The following is a 22,884-nucleotide window of genomic DNA, read 5'->3' as shown; positions in this document are numbered from 1 at the left end:
TGGACCCGCTCCACCGCCGCCTCACCCGAGGGATGCTCCGCACCCGCGAGACGTTTACGAAGATCGGCCAATTTACCCGCAGTGGTATGGATATCGGGTGTTTCGGCCGACCCGGGTGCAGTGGATTCCTGGACGCTGGTCATGGGGCAACACTTTAACTGCGAGTGTGATCTGCGACCCGACCGAGGGTGGTTCGCGAAGGGCGTAGGTCGTTGCCGAGCCCATATGCTGGTGCTCATGTGGACAAACCTCGATCGCCCACCGCTCGACGTCCGCGCACTTCGGCGGGCACTGGTGGACGGACCGCAGGCGTCGTGGTCCCGTCTGGACGTGGTTGCCGAAACCGGTTCGACCAATGCCGATCTGGTGGCAGGGGCAGTGAACTATGCCGACCGGACCGCGCTGATCGCCGAGCATCAGGACAACGGTCGCGGTCGGCACTCGAGATCGTTTTCCGGCGCGCCCCGGTCGCAGATCCTCTTGTCGATGCTGCTGAAGTTCCCTGGGATCGATCCAGCGGTACTCGGATGGCTGCCGTTGATGACGGGAATCGCTCTCGTCGACGCGTTACGGACCGTCGGCGAAGTCGATGCGCGACTGAAGTGGCCCAACGACGTCCTCATCCAAGGCAAGAAGGTCTCGGGCATCCTCGCTGAGGTTGCTGCGCACGGACCGTCCCCGACGGTGGTCATCGGGCTGGGGGTCAACGTGTCGATGACCGCGGACGAGTTGCCGGTGTCGACGGCCACGTCGCTCGCTCTCGAGAAGGCAGCGGTTCTCGATCGCGACACGTTGGTGCGCGCGATTCTGCGGGGGGTGGCCGCAGAGGTGGACTCGTGGCGTGACTCGAACTGGAGTACCGACGCGCTCGCGCACCGGTACCGGGATCGGTGCGGAACCATAGGGCAACGCGTTCGAGTCGACCTTCCCGGCGGCGAGGAGAAGTTCGGCACTGCCGTCGACGTCGACGAGCACGGCAGAATGGTGATCGAGATGGAGCACCCCGATTCCGGTCGGCTGGCGGTCGCGGCCGGTGACGTCACTCATCTCCGGCCCGTCTCGTGAGACCATCACACCTTCAGTCGGATGCCGTAGCGAGTAGTCAGGAGTGCACGTGGGGTATCCACAAGACGCGTTGGCCGACGAAGAGGAGCTACTGCTCCATCATCACCCGCACTGGAAGATGCTGATACTTCCGTCGATCACGTTCGTGCTCGTCACCGGCGTCGCCGGTGTAGCCCTCGGCGTCGCGAGTGCGCGACTGCAATCGACCGCCTCACACGTCGCCATGATTGCCGCGGCAGTGGCGTGGGCGGCGGTCGTGGGGTGGCGTTGTCTGGTTCCGCTGATCAGTTGGAAGTGCACGCACTTCATCGTGACCGACCGGCGTGTGTTGATTCGCCAGGGCGTGCTGACCCACTCCGGCATCGATATTCCGATGAGTCGAATCAGCAACGTGCAGTTTCGCCACGGCCTGCTCGATCGGATGCTGGGCACCGGAACACTGATCATTGCCTCGGCGTCGGACGATCCACTCGAGTTCGACGACATTCCGCACGTCCAGCGTGTCCATTCCCTGCTCTACCAGCAGGTATTCGACTCGATGGAATACCGCCGCGAGTCCGTGCACGGCCGAGAGGCTGCATTCGAGCCGATGACCGACGATTCGCCCGTCGAGTCCAAGCCCGGATGGCGCGCTGGAAAACGCAGGTAACACAGGCTGTTCTCACTTTCGAACCGTAGGGTGACCGATGTGACCGACGTGCTGCTTGCCGAAGACGACGAAGCTATCGCTGCGCCCCTGTCCCGCGCTCTCGGGCGTGAGGGGTACACGGTGACCGTCGAACAGACCGGCCCTGCCACCCTCCAACGCGCCTTGGACGGAAAGTTCGATCTGCTGATCCTCGACCTGGGGCTGCCGGGTATGGACGGACTCGAGGTGTGCCGGCAGGTGCGGGCCAACCGATCCGAGCTGGCCGTCCTCATGCTGACCGCGCGAACCGACGAGGTCGATTTTGTTGTCGGTCTCGATGCCGGCGCAGACGACTACGTCGGTAAGCCCTTCCGGCTCGCCGAGCTCATGGCCCGGGTCCGTGCCCTGCTCCGCCGCCGTGGGGCGGGGGAGGACGCGCCGATCGAGGTCGGAGCCATTCGTCTCGAACCAGCGGCCCGTCGCGTCCTCGTCGGTGGCACCGAGATCTCGCTCGCGAACAAGGAGTACGAGCTGCTGAAGGTGTTGCTCGATCACGCGGGCCAAGTGGTCTCCCGTGATGTGATTCTGCGCGAGGTCTGGGGCGATGCCGAGCTGCGCGGATCGAAGACTCTCGACATGCACATGTCCTGGCTGCGCCGCAAGATCGGCGACGAGGGACCCGTTGCCGAGCGTCGTATCGCGACGGTGCGCGGCGTCGGATTCCGCATCAACAGCGACTAGTCGTCGATGCGGCGTCGAATTCTGGTCTCGATTCTCGCTGTCGTCGTCATGACGGCGCTGTTGCTCGGTTTGCCCTTGATGTACACGGCGTGGTTGTGGGTCGAGGACTTCACCCGCAACGACCTGCAAGCCCGTCTCGACCGGATGGCGGCGGAGATCATTTCGCAGGAGGGGTCGGCGGGTCTGATCGAAGGCCAACTCGACATCGGTTCGCTTCGATTGGCGATCCCCCAGGGGGGACGGCTGGTAGTCATCTACCCGACCCCCGAGGATGCCGCGTCGCGGGCGGACATCGGGCAGGCGTTCGTGGATCGGCCGCTCGTCGAGTCGTTGTCGATGGGTACCTCGGGTTCACTGCGACTCGAAGTGCCGTCCGATGACATGCGGTCCCTCCAACGCCAGGCGCTCGGAGCGGTGACTCTCGTGGTACTCGCGTCCGCGATGGCAGGCACGGTTGTCGCTGTTCTGACGGCCAAGCGCTTGGCCGATCCGCTGCAGGACGTGGCCCGGCGCGCTGCCCGACTTGCCGAGGGCGACTTTCGGCCGGACCCACGACGGCACGGGATCGCCGAGCTCGACCGGGTCTCGGAAGTACTCGACTCGGCCACCGTCGAGATCGCCGGCCGTCTGCAGCGTGAACACACGCTGGTCGCCGATGTCTCTCACCAGCTCCGCAGCCGCTTGACGGCGGTCCGGCTACGTCTGGACGAAATTTCCACGCACCCGGATCCGGCGGTGGTGGACGAGGCAAACGAGGCGATGGACCAGGTCGACCGGTTGACGCTCGCCATCGACGAGCTCGTCAGGTCCTCCCGCAGCGACGGTGCGGCCGGCGCTCACGAAGTGTCGGTCATCGAGGAACTGACCGGCACCGTCGTCGAATGGCAGCGCAATTTCGAGGACGCAGGCCGCAGCCTGGAGCTGAAGGGCGACATGGATCTCAAGGCGTCGGTGACGGGATCGCGACTGCGGGAGGCGGTGTCGGTATTGGTCGACAATTCCCTGGTGCACGGCGACGGTACGTGCACAGTCGCCGTCAGGGCGGTCTCGGCGGTCGAGAGTACCGATCGACGGCGGGAACGACTGGTCTGCGTGGAGGTATCCGACGAGGGGCCGGGTGTGAGCAACGAACTTGCGCCACACATCTTCGATCGCGGATTCTCCGGTGCCGGATCCACCGGTGTCGGGCTGGCGCTGGCTCGGGCCCTGATCGAAGCGGACGGCGGCAGGCTGGAATTGCAACGTCGCCGACCTGCGTTGTTCTCGGTGTTCATACCGGCATGGCGTGAACCTTCGCCTGCGGTGTCGCGCCGTGAGCCGCGTTGAGAACGGTCAGGGCTTGTCGAGTGCGTCTGCAGCGTCGGTAGGGTCCTCGTTGCGCTCGGCGTCGATCTCGAGAATCGTGCGCGCATTGTCCTCGGGAAAAGCGAAACGCCTGAGCGCCCAGAACCGGAACGCCATCTGGAGAAGATTGCCGATGATGTAGTTCAGGACGAAGTCGATGATGACGACCATCGTCAGCGACTCGCTGGTGTCGCGGATGTCGAAGATGTTGTTCGCGATCCACAGGGGACCGGCAGCAATGAGCACTCCGATTCCGCTGATGCCGAAGAAGAGCAGGGCCTCGTGGTGTCTCTCGCGTCCGCCGCGGTGTTTGAAGGCCCATTCGCGATTGAGAAAGTAGCTCAGCAGGGTGGCGAGCACACCCGAGATGATCTTGGCGATCACCGGCTTCTGCTCGAGCACCGTCAAGCTCAGCGAATAGAAGATCACGAGGTCGAAGACCATCGTCGTGCCACCCACGATGGCGAACTTGATCAGCTCGCTGTGCCGAATCGCAAGATCCCTGATGGGCTTGGGTAAGCGTCGAAGCACGCTGTCGATCGTCGGCACAACGGTGAAGTCTACGAAACGAACAACCGATCCGACGAACCGACGCTCTGATCATCAGGGTTTCCACAGGTGCTCGCTGGGCCGGCAGTGACGTGTGCGGCTGCCGGTTCGGACCGGAGGCGCAGGACATGACACCATGGTGAGCCGTGACAGGTACCGAACCGCGCCCCACAGCTGCGCGCCCGCCGTCGACCGGAATGCCCGTGGTCACGATGATCGGCGGTGGTCAGCTCGCCCGAATGACCCACCAATCCGCCATCGAGCTCGGGCAGACGCTCCGGGTTCTGGCCGCGGGCTCGGACGAGCCGGCTGCCCAGGTGAGCCCCGACGTCGTCTTCGGTCACCACGACGACCTCGAGGCGCTGCGCACCGCCGCCACCGGTTCCAACGCGCTCACGTTCGACCACGAGCACGTGCCGACCGAGCATCTCGAGACTCTGGTCGCCGAAGGTGTCAACGTTCAGCCGCCACCGAGCGCGTTGATCTTCGCGCAGGACAAACTGCGGATGCGGCGCAAGCTGGCAGAACTGGGCGCGCCCGGCCCCGCCTACGCGGAGGTCGCGTGGGCGCAGGACGCCATCGCATTCGGAGACGAGCACGGATGGCCGGTGGTCCTCAAGGCCGTGCGCGGCGGATACGACGGGCGCGGTGTCTGGATGCCCGCAGACGCCGAGGAAGCAGAGGCGATCGTCACGGCTCAACTCGACCTGGGTGTACCGCTCATGGTGGAGGAGAAGGTCGCCATGCGCCGCGAGTTGTCGGCCATGGTCGCACGATCGCCGTTCGGTCAGGGTGCCGCGTGGCCCGTCGTGCAGACCGTGCAGCGCAACGGCCAGTGCGCCGTCGTGCTGGCACCTGCTCCCGATCTCGATGAGGACGTGGCCACCTTCGCGGGCCGACTCGCACTCGACATCGCAGGCGCGCTCGGTGTCGTCGGAGATCTGGCGGTCGAGCTGTTCGAGACCACCTCGGGCAAGCTGCTGGTGAACGAGCTGGCGATGAGGCCGCACAACTCCGGACACTGGACCATGGACGGCTGCCGCACCTCGCAGTTCGAGCAACATCTGCGTGCGGTGTTGGACTATCCACTCGGAGACACCGATCCACTTGCTCCGCTCACCGTGATGGCCAACATTCTCGGCGCGCCGGAGGCACCGGAGATGACGATGGACGAGCGGCTGCATCACCTGTTCGCCCGCATGCCCGATGCGAAGGTGCACCTGTACGGAAAAGGTGAGCGCAAGGACCGCAAGATCGGCCACGTGAACATCCTGGGTTCGTCGTCCGGTTCGCTCGCCGATCCTGCCTACGTGGCCTCGGTGCGCGAGCGAGCCGAACGTGCAGCGCACTGGATGTCGCACGCCGAATGGACCGACGGATGGGACCCGCACGATGACTGACAACACGCCTGATCTCGGCCCCGCAGTCGGCCTGATCATGGGCAGCGATTCCGACTGGTCGACGATGGAAGCTGCTGCAGAAGCGTTGGCGGAGTTCGGCATTCGGTTCGAGGTGGGTGTCGTCTCGGCCCATCGAACCCCGCAGCGGATGCTGGACTATGCCCGCGAGGCCGCCGGTCGTGGCATCAAGGTGATCATTGCCGGTGCCGGTGGAGCGGCACACCTGCCCGGCATGGTGGCGTCGGCGACGCCATTGCCGGTCATCGGTGTGCCGGTACCGCTGAAGTATCTCGACGGTATGGATTCGCTGCTCTCGATAGTTCAGATGCCCGCGGGTGTTCCCGTGGCCACGGTGTCCATCGGCGGTGCCCGCAATGCGGGGCTGCTTGCGGTCCGGATTCTGGGTGCGTCCGATCCCGCGCTTCGAGAACGAATGGCTGCCTTCCAGGCGTCACTCGAGGCCATGGTGTTGGAAAAGGACAAAGCTCTGCGCACCACGTTGTTGGGGTGAGGACGGCTGTGTCTCGGCAGGAGCAGATTCGGCGAGCCGGCCGGGGTCGGTGGCAGTCCATGCTGGTGACGCGGCTGGCGTTGGTCTACGCGCGCGTGTGGCGCGGAACCGCGCACTTCGACGACGAGTTCTCGATCTTCGTCTGTACCGGCCTGCGCGGCGGATTCGGCCGTGGCGGAACGACATTCGGTGGCGTTTACCTGACGAAAGCCAACACTGCTCGTCGGGTACTGCGGCACGAGGCCGTGCACGCGGATCAGTGGGCGCATTTCGGGTTGACGTTCCCGTTTCGATACCTCGCCGAGGAGATACGGCATCGTGGGCCTGCGAACAAATACGAAATCCAGGCGGGTCTCGCAGACGGCGGCTATCGACAGCCTGGATGAGTGCTGCGCTCGCGCGGTGGGGCCCGAGGTTCAGGTCAGGGTGGCGGTGACCTTCTCGGTCTCGGTACGTCGCTCGGACTTCGCCTCGTCCGCATTGGTCACCTGAACCAGCGAGGCTCCTGCGACGAGCACCGACAGCAAACCCTCGATGATCTCGTCGGGGGTGTTCCAGGATGCCGTCGACAGCACGCGATCGGCGGCTGTCCACGAACGAGTCTCGGCACCGGCACGGGCGGCAGCGAGCACCTCGTCCACCGAACGACCGTCCAGAGCCGCTGTCCCGGTTGCGCCTCCCGAGGTCCGGAACTGATCGCCGTGCACCCGCACCGAGGTCGCGTAATCGGTCATTCCGATCGGCAGGTCGGGGACAGCCTTACCGAACGCGTCGAGTGAGAAGGCCAACACCTCGTCGACATCCGGTGCCTCGGCAAGGCGATCTGCCGACACCATGGCCACGTCTGCGGAATCGTCGGCACCCAGGACCACCTCGCCGCCCGCCCACCAAGCGCCAAGCAGGACCGCGGCCGTCTGCCAGTGTGCGGGCAACAGCACGCTGACCTTGCCGCCGACCTCGAACGCGAACTCGTCACGTAACAGGTTGGCGGTCTTCGCGGCCCAATTGGCGAGTGTCACTGCCGACACCTCTACCCGCTCGCCGGTCGCATCGTCGTAGAACGTGATGCGCGGACCGGCCGGGTCAGCGGAAAGAATCGGGTCGAGCAGGGTCTGAGTCAGATTCGAGGCCACACCACGCACCCTAGATGACGACTCGGCACGCCTGTTCACACGCTGCGTTCCACGCGCTGAGAGCAGCACCGTCGAAGTCGACGCACAGGTCGATCGACGCCTGTGTCAGTTGACGCACATCGGGCCGGTGGAGCCCGCGTCGATCGGAGCCGCGGGTTCCTCGGGAATCGCTGTACCCGACTCGGGTGCAATGGTTTCGGCTGTTGCCGCCTGCCCGGAACCGGGGCCCGCGTAGTCGTCGGCGAGCACGACCCGAACGGTGTCCGACGTCAGCGTGTCGTCCGCGGTGATCTGCAGTCCGCCGAGCGCGGCCGAGACGGCGCGCGCGGCGTCACTGTCGACGTCGGCAGCTTGGATGCGGCTCGACGAGATGGACGAGCCCTCGTAGTTTCCGATGGTCCCGCCGACGTACCCCAATGCCGTCAGGGAACCGGCGACGCCGTTGGCGAGTCCTTCGATTCCGCTGTCGTTCGCGACGTCCACGGTCACCGTCGACGGATCGACCTCCGGGGCCTCGGAATTCTCGGCGTTGGCCTCCGCCGAATTGCCATCGCCGAGCAAACTTGCGACGTACTTCTTCACCGCGGCGGGATCGACCTGGACGATCGATTCGCCGTAGTCGGTCGTGGCGTTGATGTCGACGGCGGGGATGGTCTCGAACTTGACCTTGCCTCCGGCGAGATCTTGGAGTCGAGTAGCGAATTGCAGTATGTCCCAGTCGGAATCGAGCGTCACCGACCGCTGCACCGCGGTGCTCAGCTGACCCAGTTTGCTGGGATTGCTCAGTGTCTTGGCGCTCAACACACTCCGAACGAGCGAGGCCATGAACACCTGCTGACGCACGATACGGTCCAGGTCTCCGCGGGGGAGATCGTGCCGCTGTCGAACGAAGCTCAGAGCCTGCGAACCAGCCAGCTTCTGCTCGCCGGCCGGGAAGTTCGCACCCGAGAGCGGTTCTTGCACAGGGTTGTTGAGGCACACTTCGACGCCGCCGACGGCATCGGTCAACAGCACGAAGCCGAGCAAACCCACCTCGGCGTAGTGGTCGACGGTGATCCCGGTCAAGTTGGCGACCGAATCGATCAGAGCCTCGCGCCCGGCCTCGGTGGCCTGGGACTCCGCATCGGCGTCCGCGACACCTTGCTCCACCAATTCCAGCCGCTTGTTCTCTTTGGTCGCGCCGTACGCGGCGTTGATCTTCGACATCCCGATGCCCGGTACCTCCACGTACGAATCGCGTGGAATCGAAATGGCGGTGGCCGACGATCCGTCGTTCGGGACGCGGATCAACACGATCGTGTCGGTGTTCGACGCCACCTCTTCACCGGCATTGAGCGATGCGAGTTCCTCGGGCGACAACGCGTTGCCGTGGGCGTCGGTGCGGCTGTCCGTACCGACCATCAGGATGTCCACGGCACCGTCTGCGGCGCCGCCGAGACCCAGACCACCTGCGGTGGCGATGTTCGATCGCAGACTGTCGACACTGCGCCACGCGAAACCGGTCACGAGAAGAACGAGGATCGACAGGACCGCAACAGCCACGTGAGTCGGGGGCCAACGGCGACCGCTACCCGCGGTAGGAGCGCCGCGCTCGGATTCCGGTCGCCCGACGGGACCGCGGGGATCACGCTGCCTCGTCCGGTGCGATCGCCCGGTCGATTCGCTGCGGTCGCGGCCGCGTTCGCGGGACCGGCGCTCTCCGCGCTGTTCTTCGTCGGGGTGTCGACGTGCGATACGCGCATCGAGATCGTCGGGGCGGTACGCACCGCGTGCATCGGAACCGTCGGGTCGCCGGGGAGTGCGCCGCGGCGGGGGAGTGCGCTCACCTCCGGGCGTGCCTGAATCTCGTGGCACCGTTCACGACCCTCTCTCGTTCCGACCGACCTCGGCAGCCGACTGCTTCGTTCTCCCCCGCTGTTCGAAGGTTACTTGTCGGCGGTCGCTGCCTCGCCCAACCGAACCCGGCGTGCCACACTTGGCAACCGTGAACGCGATCCTGGTAACCGGTGCACACGGCCAGTTGGGCCGCCGAGTGGTGGCTCTGGCCGCAGAACGAGGTAGCGGTGCGCAGGTTCTCGCGTATTCGTCCGCCGACCTGGACATCACCGACCCCGATGCGGTCGCTGCCGTGGTGAGTGCGGGAGCAACGGTGATCAACTGTGCTGCTTACACCGCGGTCGACGCTGCCGAGACCGACGAGGACAGGGCCATGGCCGTCAATGCAGACGGCCCCCGAAATCTCGCGCGCGCCTGCGGGCGTGTCGGTGCCCGGTTGATCCACGTCTCCACCGATTATGTGTTCGACGGCACAGCGACCGAACCGTACGACGTCGACGCGAAGACCGCGCCGCAGTCGGCATACGGACGCACCAAGCTCGCCGGCGAGCTCGCGGTGCGCGAGGAGTTGCCCGAGGCCGTCGTCGTGCGGACCGCGTGGGTGTACGACAACACCGGTAAGAACTTCGTGACCACGATGCAACGGCTCGAAGGTGAGCGCGACACCCTCTCGGTGGTGAACGACCAGATCGGCTCGCCCACGTTCGCCTTCGACCTGGCGTCGGGCCTGCTCGAGATCGAAGCCGACCCCACCGTGGTGGGACGGACCCTGCACTACACCAACGCGGGGCAGGCCAGCTGGTTCGATCTCGCTCGCGCGGTGTTCACGCACATCGGTGCCGATGCCGAGCGCGTGCAGCCGTGTTCGAGCGCCGAATATGTCGTGCCGGCACCCCGGCCTGCCTACTCGGTCCTCTCGCCGACCGCCTGGGTCGACGCAGGCCTGACGCCGGCGCGCCCGTGGTCGGCCGCACTGACGGCAGCCTTGACCCAGTCGAGATGAGGCTTTCACGCGCGCTCGGGCTACTCTTGCCCGCGTGAGTTCCGAGCTGGCCGTAGTGACGGTGACCTATTCGCCCGGCGAATACCTGGATCAATTCCTGACGTCTCTACGTGAGGCCACGACGCGCCCCTATCGGGTGATCATGGCCGACAACGGCTCGGTCGACGGCACCCCCGAGGCAGCCGAGGCAGCATTCGACGAGGCCGAGTTGCTGCGCACCGGCGCGAACATCGGTTACGGAGCTGCGGTCAATCGCGCGGTGGCTGCCGTGGACCCGGCTGTCGAGTTCGTCGTCGTGGCCAACCCCGATGTGCGCTGGCACCCCGGTTCACTCGACGGACTCCTCGACGCGGCGGCTCGTTGGCCGCGCGCAGGTTCTCTCGGTCCGCTCATCCGCGAGCCCGACGGCTCTCGGTACCCCTCGGCTCGGTCGGTGCCCGATCTGACGTCGGGCGCGGGACACGCAATATTGGGCAAGCTCTGGCCGAAGAACCCGTGGACTCAGCGGTATCGCCAGGAGAACGAAACGGTGACCGAGCGTCCCGTGGGGTGGCTGTCTGGATCGTGCCTGTTGTTGCGGCGGTCGGCGTTCGATTCGATCGACGGATTCGACTCGCGCTACTTCATGTACATGGAGGACGTCGATCTCGGTGACCGGCTCGGCAGAGCGGGCTGGCACAACGTCTACGTTCCCGGCGTCGAGGTCACCCATTCGAAAGGCCATGCCGCAGGACGGCATCCGGAAGTGATGTTGCCCGCACATCACACCAGTGCGTACCGCTTTCAGGCCGACAGACACGCTCGGACGTGGCAGGCTCCCTTACGATTGGCTCTGCGTGCTGGTCTCGGTCTTCGCTCGAAGATCGTTGTGACCTCGGCGCTTCGGGCCCGCGCAGTTGACGGACGACTCACGGACGAGAGAACAGAGGCTGGACATGTCGGATAGTTCCCCATCGGTCGCCGCACGTACCGATGCAGTCATTCTGGTCGGCGGCAAGGGAACTCGGCTCAGGCCGCTGACGCTCTCGGCGCCGAAGCCGATGCTCCCCACCGCCGGACTGCCGTTCCTGACCCATCTCTTGGCCCGCATCAAGGCCGCGGGCATCGAGCACGTCGTCCTCGGAACGTCGTTCAAAGCCGAAGTGTTCGAGCAGCATTTCGGAGACGGATCCTCACTCGGCATCGATCTCGAATACGTCTTCGAGACCGAGCCGCTCGGCACCGGCGGAGGCATCAGGAACGTTCTGCCGCGACTGCGCGCCGAGAACGTCATGGTTTTCAACGGGGACGTGCTGGGCGGCACCGATCTGACGGCAGTTCTCGATACGCACCGAACCACCGACGCCGATGTCACGTTGCATCTGGTTCGGGTCGGCGACCCGCGCGCGTTCGGTTGTGTGCCCACCGACGAATCCGGCCGCGTGACAGCGTTTCTCGAGAAGACTCAGGATCCGCCGACCGACCAGATCAACGCCGGTTGCTACGTCTTCAAGCGCGAGATCATCGAGTCGATCCCGGCCGGCCGTCCGGTGTCGGTGGAGCGAGAGGTGTTTCCTGCCTTGCTCGCCGAGGACAAGAAGGTCTACGGACACGTCGACAGCGCGTACTGGCGTGACATGGGTACGCCGGAAGACTTCGTCAAGGGCTCGGCCGATCTGGTCCGCGGCATCGCGCCGTCGCCCGCGCTGCACGGAGATCGCGGCGAGTCCTTGGTTCACCCGAGCGCAGGAGTGGCACCGGGCGCACTGTTGATCGGCGGAACCGTCGTCGGTCGCGGCGCCGAGATCGGAGCGGGAGCTCGCCTGGACGGTGCCGTCGTGTTCGACGGTGCGGTCGTCGAGGCCGGGGCCGTTGTCGAGCGATCCATTCTGGGCTTCGGTTCCCGCATCGGACCCCGCGCCCTGGTGCGCGACGCGGTCATCGGCGACGGTGCGGACATCGGAGCTCGATGCGAACTGCTCCGCGGTGCGCGCGTGTGGCCCGGCGTCAAGCTCCCCGACGGCGGAGTGCGTTTCTCCACCGACGTCTGACCCGATCCGCTCGTCGCTACCGGCGGCGTGCAGCGAGCGCGACGAGACGGTCGATCGTCTCGTGCTCGGCGGTGTCCGGCAGAGCGTCGACCGGCCACCATCGAAGATCTGTCGACTCCTCGCTGCGGACCGCCCGGGCACCGTCCGGGGCGCGCACCAGGAACCTCAGGTCGAGGTGCCGGGTCGCCTTACCCAGCGAGCACGTGATCGGGTGCGTGTGCGCCGAGAGCAGTGCCGGATCGATGGTCAGATCGGCGATCCCGGATTCCTCGGTGGCCTCACGCAGCGCCGCGTCGACCACCGTGTGGTCCGTCGGTTCGCAGTGGCCGCCCAGTTGAATCCACCGACCGACCTTCGGGTGAAGAGTCAGTAGCACGTGGGTGCCGGACTCGTTCAGCACCAGCGAGGACGCCGTGAAGTGGCCGGCCTCGTTGGCGCGCAGACACGCATCCGGGTTGCTGTGCAGAAACGCCATCATCGTGTGCCGGAGCGATTCGTCGCTCGAATCGGACGGTGCCCATCGATCGAGCGATGCTCCGACCGAATTCCACAGAGTCGAATGAGGCGGCGTCGTTGCCGACACGTCAGAGCTCCAACAGTGACGACCCGGGAACCACCGGATCCCGGACCGTCGACGGCTCGCTGGGGTGCCCGATTGCGATGGCTCCCATGGCTTTCCAATCTGCACGCAGTCCGAGTTCGGCACGCACGGTATCGGCGGCGAAAATGGTCGAGCCGATCCAGCAGCTGCCGAGTTCCCGTACTGCGAGGGCAACGAGCAGACCCTGGACCGCGGCACCGACCGCCACGGTGAACATCGTCTCCTCCGCGGCTCGACGCCTCTCGTCGGGGTACGAGTGCGCGCCGTCGGGCACACAGAACGGGACGACGATTTCCGGTGCGTCGAACAGAATGTCACCGCGGCTCAGCCGCGCGGCGATCCGCTCCTCGCTGAGGCCGTCGCTCGTCAGGTCGGCGCGCCACTGCTCGCGCATCGTCTCGAGCAGCCGACGCCGAAGCGCCGGGGTCCTGACCCACACGAACCGGACCGGTCGAGTGTGGTGCGGAGCGGGGGCGGTGAGAGCGTCGGCGACCGAAGCTCGAATCAGCTCGGGATCGACCGAGTCCGAGGAGAACGAGCGCACCGACCGTCTCAGCAGTAGAGCCTCCCGACGGCCACGATCGAGCGCTTCGGCGGTGCCGAGCCAGAACAAGTCGTCCTCGCCGCCGCGAAGGAGAGCCGCCGCGGTGGAACCGTCGTCGACGGGTGCCAAGCCGCGTACGACCGCGATCGGGACACCGCCCAGCTTGCCCTTCACCAGATCGCCTGCGGCAGCGAGCTCGTCCGCGATCGCGACCTCGGTGACCACGAGCTCGTTGCCCTGACCGTCCTCGGCTCCGGCATAGGCGTGCAGAACCGGGAGACCCGCTGAGCCGATGGCAGCGTCGGTCTGCCCGATCCGCCAGGCGCGACCCATGGTGTCGGTGACGACCACGGCGACCGTCACCCCCAGCAGTTCGCCGAGAGCGGCGCGCAAGGCTGCGGCGCTGGCATCGGGGTCCTCGGGCAGCAGTGCCAGTTCGCCACCGTCGACGTTGGAGCCGTCGATGCCCGACGCGGCCTGCACGATGCCCAGCCGGTTCTCGGTGATGAGGGTTCGGCCCTTGCGCGCAACGATGCGCACAGCTTCTTGCTCCACCAGCACTCTGCGGGCAGCGTCTCGCTCGTCGGCATCGTGGGGTGCCTGCACCAACCGGCCCTCCACCTTGGAGACGACCTTGCTGGTGACGATCAAGATGTCGCCGTCCCGCAACCACGGCGCTCGCTCGGCGATCGCCGAAGCCAGGTCGTCACCCGGCCTGAATTCCGGGAGTCCGGTGATCGGCAGCATTTCGATCGAACCGCCCGGTGCATGATCGCTCGGTACCGTGGACATCGAGGCGGTCTCGCGTGAATCGGTCACAGGTCGAGTCCAGCCGCGAGCAGCGCGGTACGCGCCATCACCGCTGTGGTCTCGGGGTCGGTCATCAGCAACGGGACCGACTGCACGTCCACTCCGTCGACGACCGCGGCGTCGGTGGTGTGCACCAGCCACGCGTCGAGAATGCCGGTGCCGCTTCGGCTTCCGTAGTAACGGCCCACTGCCTGTGCTGTGGTGTCGACGCCGATGACGGACAGGCACTCGTCGGCCATGCCGCGCAACGGCTTACCGTCGACGACGGGGGAGAGGCCGACCACCTTGGCTGCTGTGGTTCTGAGGGCCCCGCGGATGCCCGGAACCGCAAGGATCGCGCCGACGCTCACCACTGGATTGGACGGTGCCAGGATCACGGCATCGGCTTCTGTGATCGCTTCGACCACTCCCGGTGCCGGGCTTGCCTGTTCGGCACCGATGTTGGCGAAACTGTGGGTCGGGATCTGCGCTCGGTAACGAACCCACCACTCCTGGAAGTGAATCGCGCGTTGCTGCTCGCCGCTCGGATCGTCCGGATCGGTGACGACGACGTGGGTCTCGGACCGATCGTCGGTGACGGGCAGCAGCCGGACGCCCGGTTGCCACCGGTTGCAGAGGGCTTCGGTCACGGCCGACAGCGGAAATCCGGTGCGCAACATCCGACTGCGGATCAGGTGTGTGGCGATGTCACGGTCGCCGAGTCCGAACCAGTCGGGATCGGCACCGTAGGCCGCCAACTCGTCACGAGCGTTCCAGGTCTCGGCGATGCGGCCCCATCCACGATCGGTGTCGATTCCACCACCGAGGGTGTACATGCACGTATCGAGATCCGGGCAGATGCGAAGACCGTGCATCCACACGTCGTCGCCTACGTTGACCACCGCAGTGATCTCGTGCTCGGGGTTGTCGCCGAACAAGGATTTGAGACCCTGAAGGAACCGCGCGCCACCGACGCCACCGACCAGAACAGTAACTTTCACAACGCACGAGCCTAGTGGGGTTGCGGCGGTGCCGGGCGAGCGCCCACCCGGTGCTGCACCCGTACGAGCGGACCGTGTGGAGGTGCCATAACCGCCGCGACACGCACGGGACGGGCTCCGATTCGGGGAGACAGCCGATTTCGGGCATGTGATGGTATTGGATTTGCGCGATCGGCTTGACCGCGACACACCTGTGCGTGTCTAATCACAGGTATGTCATTCAGTGTTCGCAGCACGAGTTCGATTGCAGCGAGCCTGGTTTCGAACACTCGTTCCCTTCCTGTTCGTCCTTGCATGGACGTCGAGTAGAGGTCGAGAGTTGGACGAACGCGCGAGCGTTCGGACGCGCCAGTTGGATCGAATACCTGCGCGGGGCAAGGTATTCGAGCACACGAAGACCGAAAGTATCTGCGCTACCACAGGTGAGGAGGCGGAAGCGATGTATGACGAGCACGTGACACGTGATCAGCGGGGCGGACCCACTGCACATCTCAGCGCTGTCGACGACGCGCCGCAGACCGAGGCCGACAACGGGGCAGATTCGAGCGTCGCGGCCGACGCGGGTTCTGCGTACGTGGGTCGAACGATCGAGACGCAGATCGAGACCGACGCCGATACCGACAACGATGTCGATTCCGACGCCGACCTGATGCCGTTCGTTGCCGAGTCGGTTCCGCCGGCCAAGCCGTTCCTCAGTCTTGTCGCAGGTTTCGACGAGATGTTCGAGGAGATCGAGGATCAGTGGCAGGAGCGCGCACTGTGCGCTCAGACCGATCCCGAGGCCTTCTTCCCGGAGAAGGGTGGCTCGACCCGCGAGGCGAAACGCATCTGTCTCGGCTGCGAGGTCAAGGACGAATGCCTCGAGTACGCACTCGCCAACGACGAGCGTTTCGGTATCTGGGGTGGGCTGTCCGAGCGGGAACGGCGTCGACTCAAGCGCGGTATCGGCTGAGCGTTCCACCGACGCTCGGTTGTGCTCGATCGAGCACCCTGCCGCAGATCACTCTGCGGCGCTGTTCGGATCCACTTCGTCCGGGTCGATCCCGAGATATGTCGCTACTTGCTCCACGAGAACCTCGAACAACAGATCCTCCAGATCCTCGGGGTGCTTTGCGCGACGCTCGAGCGGTCGCCGGAACAGCACCACTCTGGCGCGTGTCGTCTCTCCGCGCTTGTCTATCCCGGCCGGCACCAATCGCGACAGCGGCACAGGACCCTCTGCCACCACTTCGGGTGGCCATGTCACGGACTCCGGATCCAACGCCCTGATCTTGGGCACATCGTCGACGGCGATATCCAGCTTCGAGAGCTTGTCGTGCCATCGATGATCGATTCGCGCGAACGCGTCGAGCACCAGTCGGTCGAACTTCTCTGCCCGTGAACGCCTGGCAGGGATGTCCTCGGGCAGAACCGGTCCGCGGATGCCGCGGCCGTGCCGTGCCACGGACCGAGAGGTGATCCTGCGCGCGGAGGAGAATCGAGGCATGGGGGGAGGTTATCGCGCTCGTCCGGTGTGTCGGTCGTTCGGTCGGTTGCGCCTACCGGATAGTCTGCATTCGTGAGATCACTGCGTGGCTGCTGCAGGCCTGGTTGCAACCGTTCTGCTGTTGCAACGCTCACATATGTCTACTCCGATTCCACCGCGGTCGTCGGGCCGCTGGCCACCGTGGACGAGCCTCACTCGTGGGATCTGTGCGAGATTCACGCGTCGACGACCACCGCGCCGAAGGGCTGGGAGCTCGTTCGGTACGAGGGTGGCTACTCGACGTCGACGCCCGACGAGGACGACCTGACGGCACTTGCCGAGGCGGTTCGAGAGGCGGGCCGCGGCGATCGCGTCCGCTCCGAGGACCGTGAGATCGATCGGTCGGCGTCTCGTCCGTCCGACGGTGAACGCCGATCCGCCCCGGCCGTCCGAACCGGCAGGCGTGGTCACCTTCGAGTTCTTCCCGACCCCACGTCCTGAGTCGCCGCGCACACCGGTGTGGTGTGGCGACGTCCGACTGGCCGGTCCGACTGCCGTCTGGCAAGGTTTTCGAGCAGGACCGAAACGGTCTGTGCCGTTCTGCCGATACTGGTGCGGACGCACCGTCACACACGCTCGACGACGCCGATGTGCGGCGTCGCAAGAACGATCACCAGGAGAATCTTCGTGGCCCGAACCGCAGAGTCCGTCAACGCCGTCATCAAGGCCTACGACGTCCGTGGAGTCGTAGGTGAGCAGATCGACGAGGCGTTCGTGCGAGACGTCGGAGCCGCGTTCGCGCGTCTGGTACGCGACGAGGCGGGGGCCGCGCGGTCGGTCGTGATCGGTCACGACATGCGTGATTCGTCGCCGGCGCTGTCTCGGGCCTTCGCAGACGGTGTCACCGCTCAAGGACTCGATGTGGTGCACATCGGCCTGGCGTCCACCGATCAGCTGTACTTCGCCTCGGGCCTGCTCGAATGCCCGGGGGCCATGTTCACTGCGAGTCACAATCCGGCGAAGTACAACGGAATCAAGCTATGCCGCTCCGGCGCGAAGCCGGTGGGACAGGACACCGGTCTGGCCATCGTCAAAGCCGAACTGGTGGACGGGGTACCCGAGTTCGACGGCCCGGCCGGAACGGTGACGTCCCGTGACGTCCTCGACGAGTACGCGCAGTTCTTGCGAGACCTGGTCGATCTGTCGGGAATCGGTTCCATGAAGATCGCCGTGGACGCAGGCAACGGAATGGGCGGGCACACCGTCCCTGCAGTGTTCGGACCGTTGCCGGTGACGATCGAGCCGCTGTTCTTCGAGCTCGACGGCAGCTTCCCCAACCACGAGGCCAATCCGCTCGATCCGGCGAATCTGGTGGATCTGCAGCGCTTCGTCGTCGAGACCGGCTCTGCTATCGGACTTGCGTTCGACGGCGACGCCGATCGCTGCTTCGTCGTCGACGAGAAGGGCGACCCGGTTTCACCCTCGGCCGTCACCTGCCTGGTGGCCGAGCGCGAACTGGCCAAGGAACCGGGCGCGGTCATCATCCACAACCTCATCACGTCCCGTTCCGTGCCGGAGTTGGTCACCGAGCTCGGTGGCACGCCGGTACGAACCCGCGTTGGCCACTCCTTCATCAAGCAGCAGATGGCCGACACCGGAGCCATCTTCGGTGGAGAGCACTCTGCCCACTACTATTTCCGCGACTTCTGGGGTGCCGACTCCGGCATGCTCGCCGCGCTGCATGTCCTCGCCGCTTTCGGTGCACAGGACCGCCCACTGTCGGAGATGATGGCCGACTACGAGACCTACAGCGCATCGGGCGAGATCAACTCGACCGTCGACGACGCGGCGGGTCGTACCGAGGCCGTGCTCGCGGCGTTCGCCGATCGAACCTCGGGCATCGACCGACTCGACGGCGTGACAGTCGATCTCGCCGACGGTTCCTGGTTCAACCTCAGGGCCTCGAACACCGAACCGCTGCTCCGACTGAACGTGGAAGCGCGCACCGCTGCGGATGTCGATGCATTGTCGACCGAGATATTGGGCATCGTTCGCGCCGGACTGGAATAGTGGTTACCGAGGGTTCATGAGTGGGTAAGCGTTCGTTTCCGGTCGGTGACGAAGGGAGGTGTCGCAGCCATGACCGCAGTGTCGTCTCTGGTCGATCTCGACGATGCCGATGCTCTCATCGCGGCCGATCGCGAGGGTGCGTTGCGCAGTGCTGCTCTGGCGGGCGCGCAGGTTCGCGCTGTCGCGACGGCGGTGGACGAAGCGGTGCTTTCTCGGTTGGCCGATCTGCGTCCCAGAAGTGTGGTCATCGTGACCGGTGACGGGCGCAGCAGTCGTGCCGCGTCACTTCTCGTCGCAGCGCTCGGTGACCGACTCGGTGTTCCGCTGGTTCGTAGTACCGGAACTCCGCCGTGGATCGGCCCGCTCGATGTGGTGGTGGTTGCCGGCGACGACGCAGGCGATCCGCGCCTTGCCGAGTCTGTCGATGCCGCAGCACGTCGCGGCGCGGAAGTGGTGGTGGTGGCACCCGAGGAAGGCCCGCTGCGTGCCGTCCGAGGAGCCAGAGTCATGTGGTTGCCGCCGCGAATCGCGGTCCGTGACCACAACGCCCTGATGCGCTATCTCGCCGCCTTCGTCGCCGTTCTCGGTGCGGTTGCCGGTGGATCATGGAAGACGTTGCTGCCCAATCTGTCTCGTCTGGCCGACCTGCTCGATGCCGAGGCGGTCCGAAACAGCCCGTCCAACGAGGTGTTCCACAACCCGGCCAAGGCTCTCGCCAGCGGAATGAACGGTCGGCGGGTGGTGCTGTCCGGCAGCAGCGCCGCAGCCGTCGAGGTGGCTCGGCACGGCAGTGAGGTGCTACTTCGTGTGGCGGGTGTGCTCGTCGGTGCCGGAGAACTCGGCGATGTCATCGCGGCGTCCGTCCGGGCGAGGACTGCCGAATCTGCCGGCACGGCACAGACATTCGATTCGTTCTTTCACGACGAGCAGCTCGACGGCCCACCACCCGCACTGCCGATGCGCGTCATCGTCGTCGCATCCGACGTCGATCGCGCCATGACCGAACGACGACTGGCCGGTGTCACCGAGTCGGAATTGTTGCTCGCCGAGTCGACCGATGCGCTGTTCGGCGGCGCGAGGCCGGGATCAGAGCTCGACATCACCGTCGCGTCTCCCGGTCCGGCTACACTTTCGGTGCTCGACACCATGTCCGTGTTGGCGACGCGGTTGGACACGACCGCCGCGTACCTGTTGTTGATGGGCGGTAGCTAGTGCAGCTCTTGCGTGGTGCGGTTCGGTCCTACGCATGGGGGTCGCGAACCGCTCTGGCCCGTATTCAGGGTCGCCCGGTTCCGTCCGATCATCCTGAGGCCGAGATCTGGCTCGGTGCTCACCCAGCCGATTCGGCGCACGTGGTGCACGAGGGCGGCAGCACCCCACTCCTCACATTGATCGACGGGGATCCGGCAACGCAGCTGGGAGGCTCGGCGCAGCAGTACGAGTCCCGACTGCCGTACCTGCTGAAACTCCTTGCCGCAGAAGAGCCTTTGTCGTTGCAGGCCCACCCCAGCAGTGCGCAGGCACATGAAGGTTTCGCACGCGAGAATGCGGCCGGTGTCCCCATCGATTCTCCGGTGCGCAACTATCGGGATCCGAATCACAAGCCGGAACTGATCGTGGCGCTCACCGAATTCGAGGCGCTGGCCGGCTTCCGGAGCCCTGCGGAGACCGTGGAACTGCTCGACGCGTTGTCCGTCGCCGCGCTCGGTGGGTACCGCACATTGCTGGCCGCACAGCCCGATGCGTCCGGACTGCGTACGGTGTTCACCTCGTGGATCACGCTTCCCGGGCAGTCGCTGGACGATATTCTTCCGGCCGTTGCCCAGGGATGCATCGATTATCTTTCCGGTCCCGCGCGCACCGACGGCGGACGATTCGCGGCCGAGGCCAGGACTCTGCTCGAGCTCGGCGAGTCCTATCCCGGCGACGCCGGTGTGCTGGCAGCGCTCCTGCTCAACAGGGTGACCTTGGCTCCCGGGCAAGGCCTGTACCTGGACGCCGGAAACTTGCATGCATATCTGCGTGGTACCGGAGTGGAAATCATGGCGAACTCCGACAACGTGTTGCGCGGAGGACTGACTCCCAAACACGTCGACGTCCCGGAACTGCTGCGCGTACTGGACTTCGAGCCGGCCGATATCTCTCCCATCACTCCGGGCGAGGACGATCGGCCCACCTACCTGTACCGCACGCCTGCACCGGAATTCGCGCTGAGTCGGACGGCGGTGTCGCCGGGGGAGACGGTCGAAATACCCGGATCCGGTCCCCGAATTCTGCTGTGTACCGACGGCACCGTCGTGGCGAGTACCGGCGGCAGCCGGTCCGGGCTGACGGTGCCGCAGGGCAGCTCGGCCTGGATACCGGCTGCGGATCGATCCGTCACCGTGACTGCCGACTCGGGCGTGGCCGAGGTGTTCGTGGCCTCCGTCGGTCGCCAGTAGATTCCTCGCGGCCTGTCGCACCTGTGCGGAGGTCTTTTCGAACTGCGGAAGTGCGCGAGCGGCGCGCCCGAAGGCAATAGTCTGATGTCACAGTGAACTCTGCGACGGGTGTGATCCGTGGACAGAGGCGAATACGCGCTACGGAGGCCAGATGAGCAGAGCAGACCGGCCGGCCAAGACCCCGCGCACGACGGGGTGGTTCCGGACCAAATCGATCGAGCAGTCGATCGAGGACACCGACGAGCCGGATACGAAACTCCGGAAAGAACTCGGTTCCTGGGACCTCACCGTGTTCGGTGTCGCCGTTGCCGTCGGTGCGGGCATCTTCACCCTGACCGCGCGGACCGCCGGAAACGTGGCGGGACCGGCGGTGTCGGTGGCGTTCGTGCTCGCTGCGATCGCCTGCGGCCTGGCGGCACTGTGTTACGCGGAGTTCGCCTCGACGGTTCCCGTTGCCGGCAGCGCGTACACGTTCTCCTATGCCGCGTTCGGTGAGTTCATCGCCTGGATCATCGGCTGGGATCTGATCCTCGAGTTCGGCCTCGCGGCCGCTGTTGTGGCCAAGGCGTGGTCGTTGTACTTGGGCGATCTGCTCGGTACGGCCGCGCCGGTACTCCAGATCGGTTCGCTGAACTTCGACTGGGGCGCGCTGCTCATCGTGGTGGTGCTGACGGTGCTGATCGCATCGGGCACCAAGTTGTCCTCGCGGGTCTCGCTCGTGATCACCGCGATCAAGGTGATCGTCGTTCTCTTCGTCGTCGTGCTCGGTGCCTTCTACATCAAGGTCTCCAATTACGACCCGTACATTCCTCCGTCGCAGCCCGGCTCCACAGGCGAGGGTCTCCATCAGTCCTTGTTCTCGTTCGTCACCGGTGCCGGCGGTAGCACCTTCGGCTGGTACGGGCTGCTGGCCGCGGCGTCGCTGGTGTTCTTCGCGTTCATCGGCTTCGACGTGGTCGCGACGACGGCGGAAGAGACCAAGGAGCCGCAGAAGGCACTGCCGCGCGGCATCCTCGGTTCCCTCGCGATCGTGACCGTGCTCTACGTGGCCGTCACCCTGGTGCTGACCGGAATGGTGAAGTACACCGATCTGGCGGGCGACAGTTCCACGCTGGCAACGGCGTTCGAGCTCAACGGTCTGACCTGGGCCAAGAACATCATTTCGTTCGGCGCACTTGCCGGTCTCACGACCGTGGTGATGGTGTTGATGCTGGGCCAGACCCGAGTGCTCTTCGCGATGTCGCGGGATGGATTGGTGCCGCGTGGATTGGCACATACCGGAAAGAAGGGCACGCCGGTTCGGACGACGATTCTGGTCGGCGTCATCGTCGGACTTCTCGCGGCCTTCGTTCCGCTGGGCACGCTCGAGGAGATGGTGAACATCGGAACGCTGTTCGCGTTCGTGCTCGTGTCGGCGGGTGTTCTGGTTCTGCGCAAGACTCGACCGGACCTCGAGCGGGGGTTCCGGGTGCCGTGGGTTCCGTTGGTGCCGATCCTCGCCGTGCTCGCGTGCCTGTGGTTGATGCTCAACCTGTCGGTCGAGACGTGGCTGCGCTTCCTGGTCTGGATGGCCGCCGGTGTCGTGATCTACGTGCTGTACAGCAGGCGTCATTCGGTGATGGGACTGCGGGAAGCAGCGAAGGTGAAGACCGAGAAATAGTCGGTACCGTCTTTGTAGCTCGTCCTAGGATGCCCGGCCGAATTCGGTCGTCGTCACATCGGACCCGCAGAAT

General features: G+C 65.6%; 24 protein-coding genes. 17 read left to right on the top strand and 7 right to left on the bottom strand.

The features are described from left to right. The first annotated feature begins 237 nt into the window (after positions 1-237). Genes CH294_RS25380 through CH294_RS25365 form a run of 4 tightly spaced genes read left to right on the top strand, consistent with a single transcriptional unit; the run spans position 238 to position 3,760 of the window. The gene (locus CH294_RS25380; protein ID WP_032403537.1) at positions 238-1,065 is read left to right on the top strand and encodes a biotin--[acetyl-CoA-carboxylase] ligase; all 828 of its coding nucleotides are present in this window, start codon (positions 238-240) and stop codon (positions 1,063-1,065) included. A 49-nt stretch (positions 1,066-1,114) separates the two neighbouring features. Further along, positions 1,115-1,714, top strand: a complete 600-nt coding sequence (locus CH294_RS25375) for a PH domain-containing protein (protein ID WP_094739349.1) — start codon at positions 1,115-1,117, stop codon at positions 1,712-1,714. Between the two features lie 39 nt (positions 1,715-1,753). Beyond that, positions 1,754-2,434: a response regulator transcription factor gene (locus CH294_RS25370; protein ID WP_032403539.1), complete on the top strand. Its 681-nt coding sequence runs from the start codon at positions 1,754-1,756 to the stop codon at positions 2,432-2,434. A 6-nt stretch (positions 2,435-2,440) separates the two neighbouring features. Then, positions 2,441-3,760 carry a HAMP domain-containing sensor histidine kinase gene (locus CH294_RS25365; RefSeq protein WP_032376883.1) on the top strand — a complete coding sequence of 440 codons (1,320 nt, stop codon included), beginning with the start codon at positions 2,441-2,443 and terminating at the stop codon, positions 3,758-3,760. A 6-nt stretch (positions 3,761-3,766) separates the two neighbouring features. On the opposite strand, the gene CH294_RS25360 is transcribed toward CH294_RS25365, so the two are convergent. Further along, positions 3,767-4,327 carry a GtrA family protein gene (locus CH294_RS25360; RefSeq protein WP_032376884.1) on the bottom strand — a complete coding sequence of 187 codons (561 nt, stop codon included), beginning with the start codon at positions 4,325-4,327 and terminating at the stop codon, positions 3,767-3,769. Positions 4,328-4,473: 146 nt separating this feature from the next. On the opposite strand from CH294_RS25360, the gene CH294_RS25355 reads away from it, so the two are divergent. From CH294_RS25355 to CH294_RS25345, 3 genes are read left to right on the top strand one after another with little or no spacing between them, the layout of a single operon-like run. After that, positions 4,474-5,727, top strand: a complete 1,254-nt coding sequence (locus CH294_RS25355; RefSeq protein ID WP_094705180.1) for a 5-(carboxyamino)imidazole ribonucleotide synthase — start codon at positions 4,474-4,476, stop codon at positions 5,725-5,727. Then, positions 5,720-6,238, top strand: coding sequence for a 5-(carboxyamino)imidazole ribonucleotide mutase (purE, locus tag CH294_RS25350; RefSeq protein ID WP_094739311.1), 519 nt, complete (start codon positions 5,720-5,722; stop codon positions 6,236-6,238). The genes CH294_RS25355 and purE overlap by 8 nt, the downstream gene beginning before the upstream one ends. Then, positions 6,235-6,624 (top strand): hypothetical protein, encoded by a 390-nt coding sequence (locus tag CH294_RS25345; RefSeq protein ID WP_249305490.1) that lies wholly within the window; start codon positions 6,235-6,237, stop codon positions 6,622-6,624. Before purE ends, CH294_RS25345 begins: the two co-directional genes overlap by 4 nt. A gap of 30 nt (positions 6,625-6,654) precedes the next feature. On the opposite strand, the gene CH294_RS25340 is transcribed toward CH294_RS25345, so the two are convergent. Continuing rightward, the gene (locus CH294_RS25340; RefSeq protein WP_094610619.1) at positions 6,655-7,371 is read right to left on the bottom strand and encodes a TIGR03089 family protein; all 717 of its coding nucleotides are present in this window, start codon (positions 7,369-7,371) and stop codon (positions 6,655-6,657) included. Positions 7,372-7,476: 105 nt separating this feature from the next. Further along, positions 7,477-8,913 (bottom strand): LCP family protein, encoded by a 1,437-nt coding sequence (locus CH294_RS25335; RefSeq protein WP_032403064.1) that lies wholly within the window; start codon positions 8,911-8,913, stop codon positions 7,477-7,479. Between CH294_RS25335 and CH294_RS27605 the strand changes: the two genes are divergently transcribed. The 4 genes from CH294_RS27605 to CH294_RS25315 all read left to right on the top strand — a co-directional run bounded on the left by CH294_RS27605 (position 8,914) and on the right by CH294_RS25315 (position 12,240). After that, positions 8,914-9,213, top strand: a complete 300-nt coding sequence (locus tag CH294_RS27605) for a hypothetical protein (RefSeq protein ID WP_094739310.1) — start codon at positions 8,914-8,916, stop codon at positions 9,211-9,213. A gap of 142 nt (positions 9,214-9,355) precedes the next feature. Next, the gene (rfbD, locus tag CH294_RS25325; RefSeq protein ID WP_094705174.1) at positions 9,356-10,210 is read left to right on the top strand and encodes a dTDP-4-dehydrorhamnose reductase; all 855 of its coding nucleotides are present in this window, start codon (positions 9,356-9,358) and stop codon (positions 10,208-10,210) included. A 34-nt stretch (positions 10,211-10,244) separates the two neighbouring features. Next, a complete protein-coding gene (locus CH294_RS25320; RefSeq protein WP_032376890.1) occupies positions 10,245-11,156 on the top strand; it encodes a glycosyltransferase family 2 protein in 912 nt (303 codons plus the stop codon). After that, positions 11,146-12,240 (top strand): NDP-sugar synthase, encoded by a 1,095-nt coding sequence (locus tag CH294_RS25315; RefSeq protein ID WP_032376891.1) that lies wholly within the window; start codon positions 11,146-11,148, stop codon positions 12,238-12,240. The genes CH294_RS25320 and CH294_RS25315 overlap by 11 nt, the downstream gene beginning before the upstream one ends. 16 nt (positions 12,241-12,256) lie before the next feature. Here CH294_RS25315 and CH294_RS25310 read toward each other — a convergent pair whose 3' ends face one another. The 3 genes from CH294_RS25310 to cofD all read right to left on the bottom strand — a co-directional run bounded on the left by CH294_RS25310 (position 12,257) and on the right by cofD (position 15,175). Further along, positions 12,257-12,718, bottom strand: coding sequence for an NUDIX domain-containing protein (locus tag CH294_RS25310; protein WP_094739348.1), 462 nt, complete (start codon positions 12,716-12,718; stop codon positions 12,257-12,259). Positions 12,719-12,824: 106 nt separating this feature from the next. Continuing rightward, positions 12,825-14,177 (bottom strand): coenzyme F420-0:L-glutamate ligase, encoded by a 1,353-nt coding sequence (locus CH294_RS25305; protein WP_094739347.1) that lies wholly within the window; start codon positions 14,175-14,177, stop codon positions 12,825-12,827. Positions 14,178-14,200: 23 nt separating this feature from the next. Beyond that, positions 14,201-15,175, bottom strand: a complete 975-nt coding sequence (gene cofD, locus CH294_RS25300; RefSeq protein WP_032403066.1) for a 2-phospho-L-lactate transferase — start codon at positions 15,173-15,175, stop codon at positions 14,201-14,203. 718 nt (positions 15,176-15,893) lie between these two features. Here cofD and CH294_RS25295 point away from each other — a divergent pair. Then, positions 15,894-16,127 (top strand): WhiB family transcriptional regulator, encoded by a 234-nt coding sequence (locus tag CH294_RS25295; RefSeq protein WP_027496498.1) that lies wholly within the window; start codon positions 15,894-15,896, stop codon positions 16,125-16,127. Positions 16,128-16,175: 48 nt separating this feature from the next. Here the strand turns inward: CH294_RS25295 and CH294_RS25290 are convergent, their stop codons facing one another. Next, a complete protein-coding gene (locus CH294_RS25290; RefSeq protein WP_032376893.1) occupies positions 16,176-16,661 on the bottom strand; it encodes a metallopeptidase family protein in 486 nt (161 codons plus the stop codon). Between the two features lie 72 nt (positions 16,662-16,733). Here CH294_RS25290 and CH294_RS25285 point away from each other — a divergent pair, with 72 nt between their 5' ends. From CH294_RS25285 to CH294_RS25265, 5 genes are all read left to right on the top strand, one after another. Next, positions 16,734-17,141: a DUF3499 domain-containing protein gene (locus CH294_RS25285; protein WP_170944848.1), complete on the top strand. Its 408-nt coding sequence runs from the start codon at positions 16,734-16,736 to the stop codon at positions 17,139-17,141. 186 nt (positions 17,142-17,327) lie between these two features. Continuing rightward, entirely contained in the window at positions 17,328-18,710 is a 1,383-nt protein-coding gene (locus CH294_RS25280; protein ID WP_032403545.1) for a phosphomannomutase/phosphoglucomutase, read from the top strand. A gap of 69 nt (positions 18,711-18,779) precedes the next feature. Beyond that, positions 18,780-19,922, top strand: coding sequence for a tobH protein (locus CH294_RS25275; protein WP_094705344.1), 1,143 nt, complete (start codon positions 18,780-18,782; stop codon positions 19,920-19,922). Beyond that, a complete protein-coding gene (gene manA / locus CH294_RS25270) occupies positions 19,922-21,151 on the top strand; it encodes a mannose-6-phosphate isomerase, class I (RefSeq protein WP_094610614.1) in 1,230 nt (409 codons plus the stop codon). The genes CH294_RS25275 and manA overlap by 1 nt, the downstream gene beginning before the upstream one ends. 151 nt (positions 21,152-21,302) lie before the next feature. Then, a complete protein-coding gene (locus tag CH294_RS25265; protein ID WP_032403069.1) occupies positions 21,303-22,811 on the top strand; it encodes an amino acid permease in 1,509 nt (502 codons plus the stop codon). Positions 22,812-22,884 lie beyond the last annotated feature (73 nt).

This window comes from Rhodococcus sp. 14-2483-1-1, assembly GCF_002259335.1.
Lineage (GTDB): Bacteria > Actinomycetota > Actinomycetes > Mycobacteriales > Mycobacteriaceae > Rhodococcoides.
The sequence above is the reverse complement of the archived record's forward strand: the minus strand, read 5'-3'. Positions and strand labels throughout refer to the sequence as shown.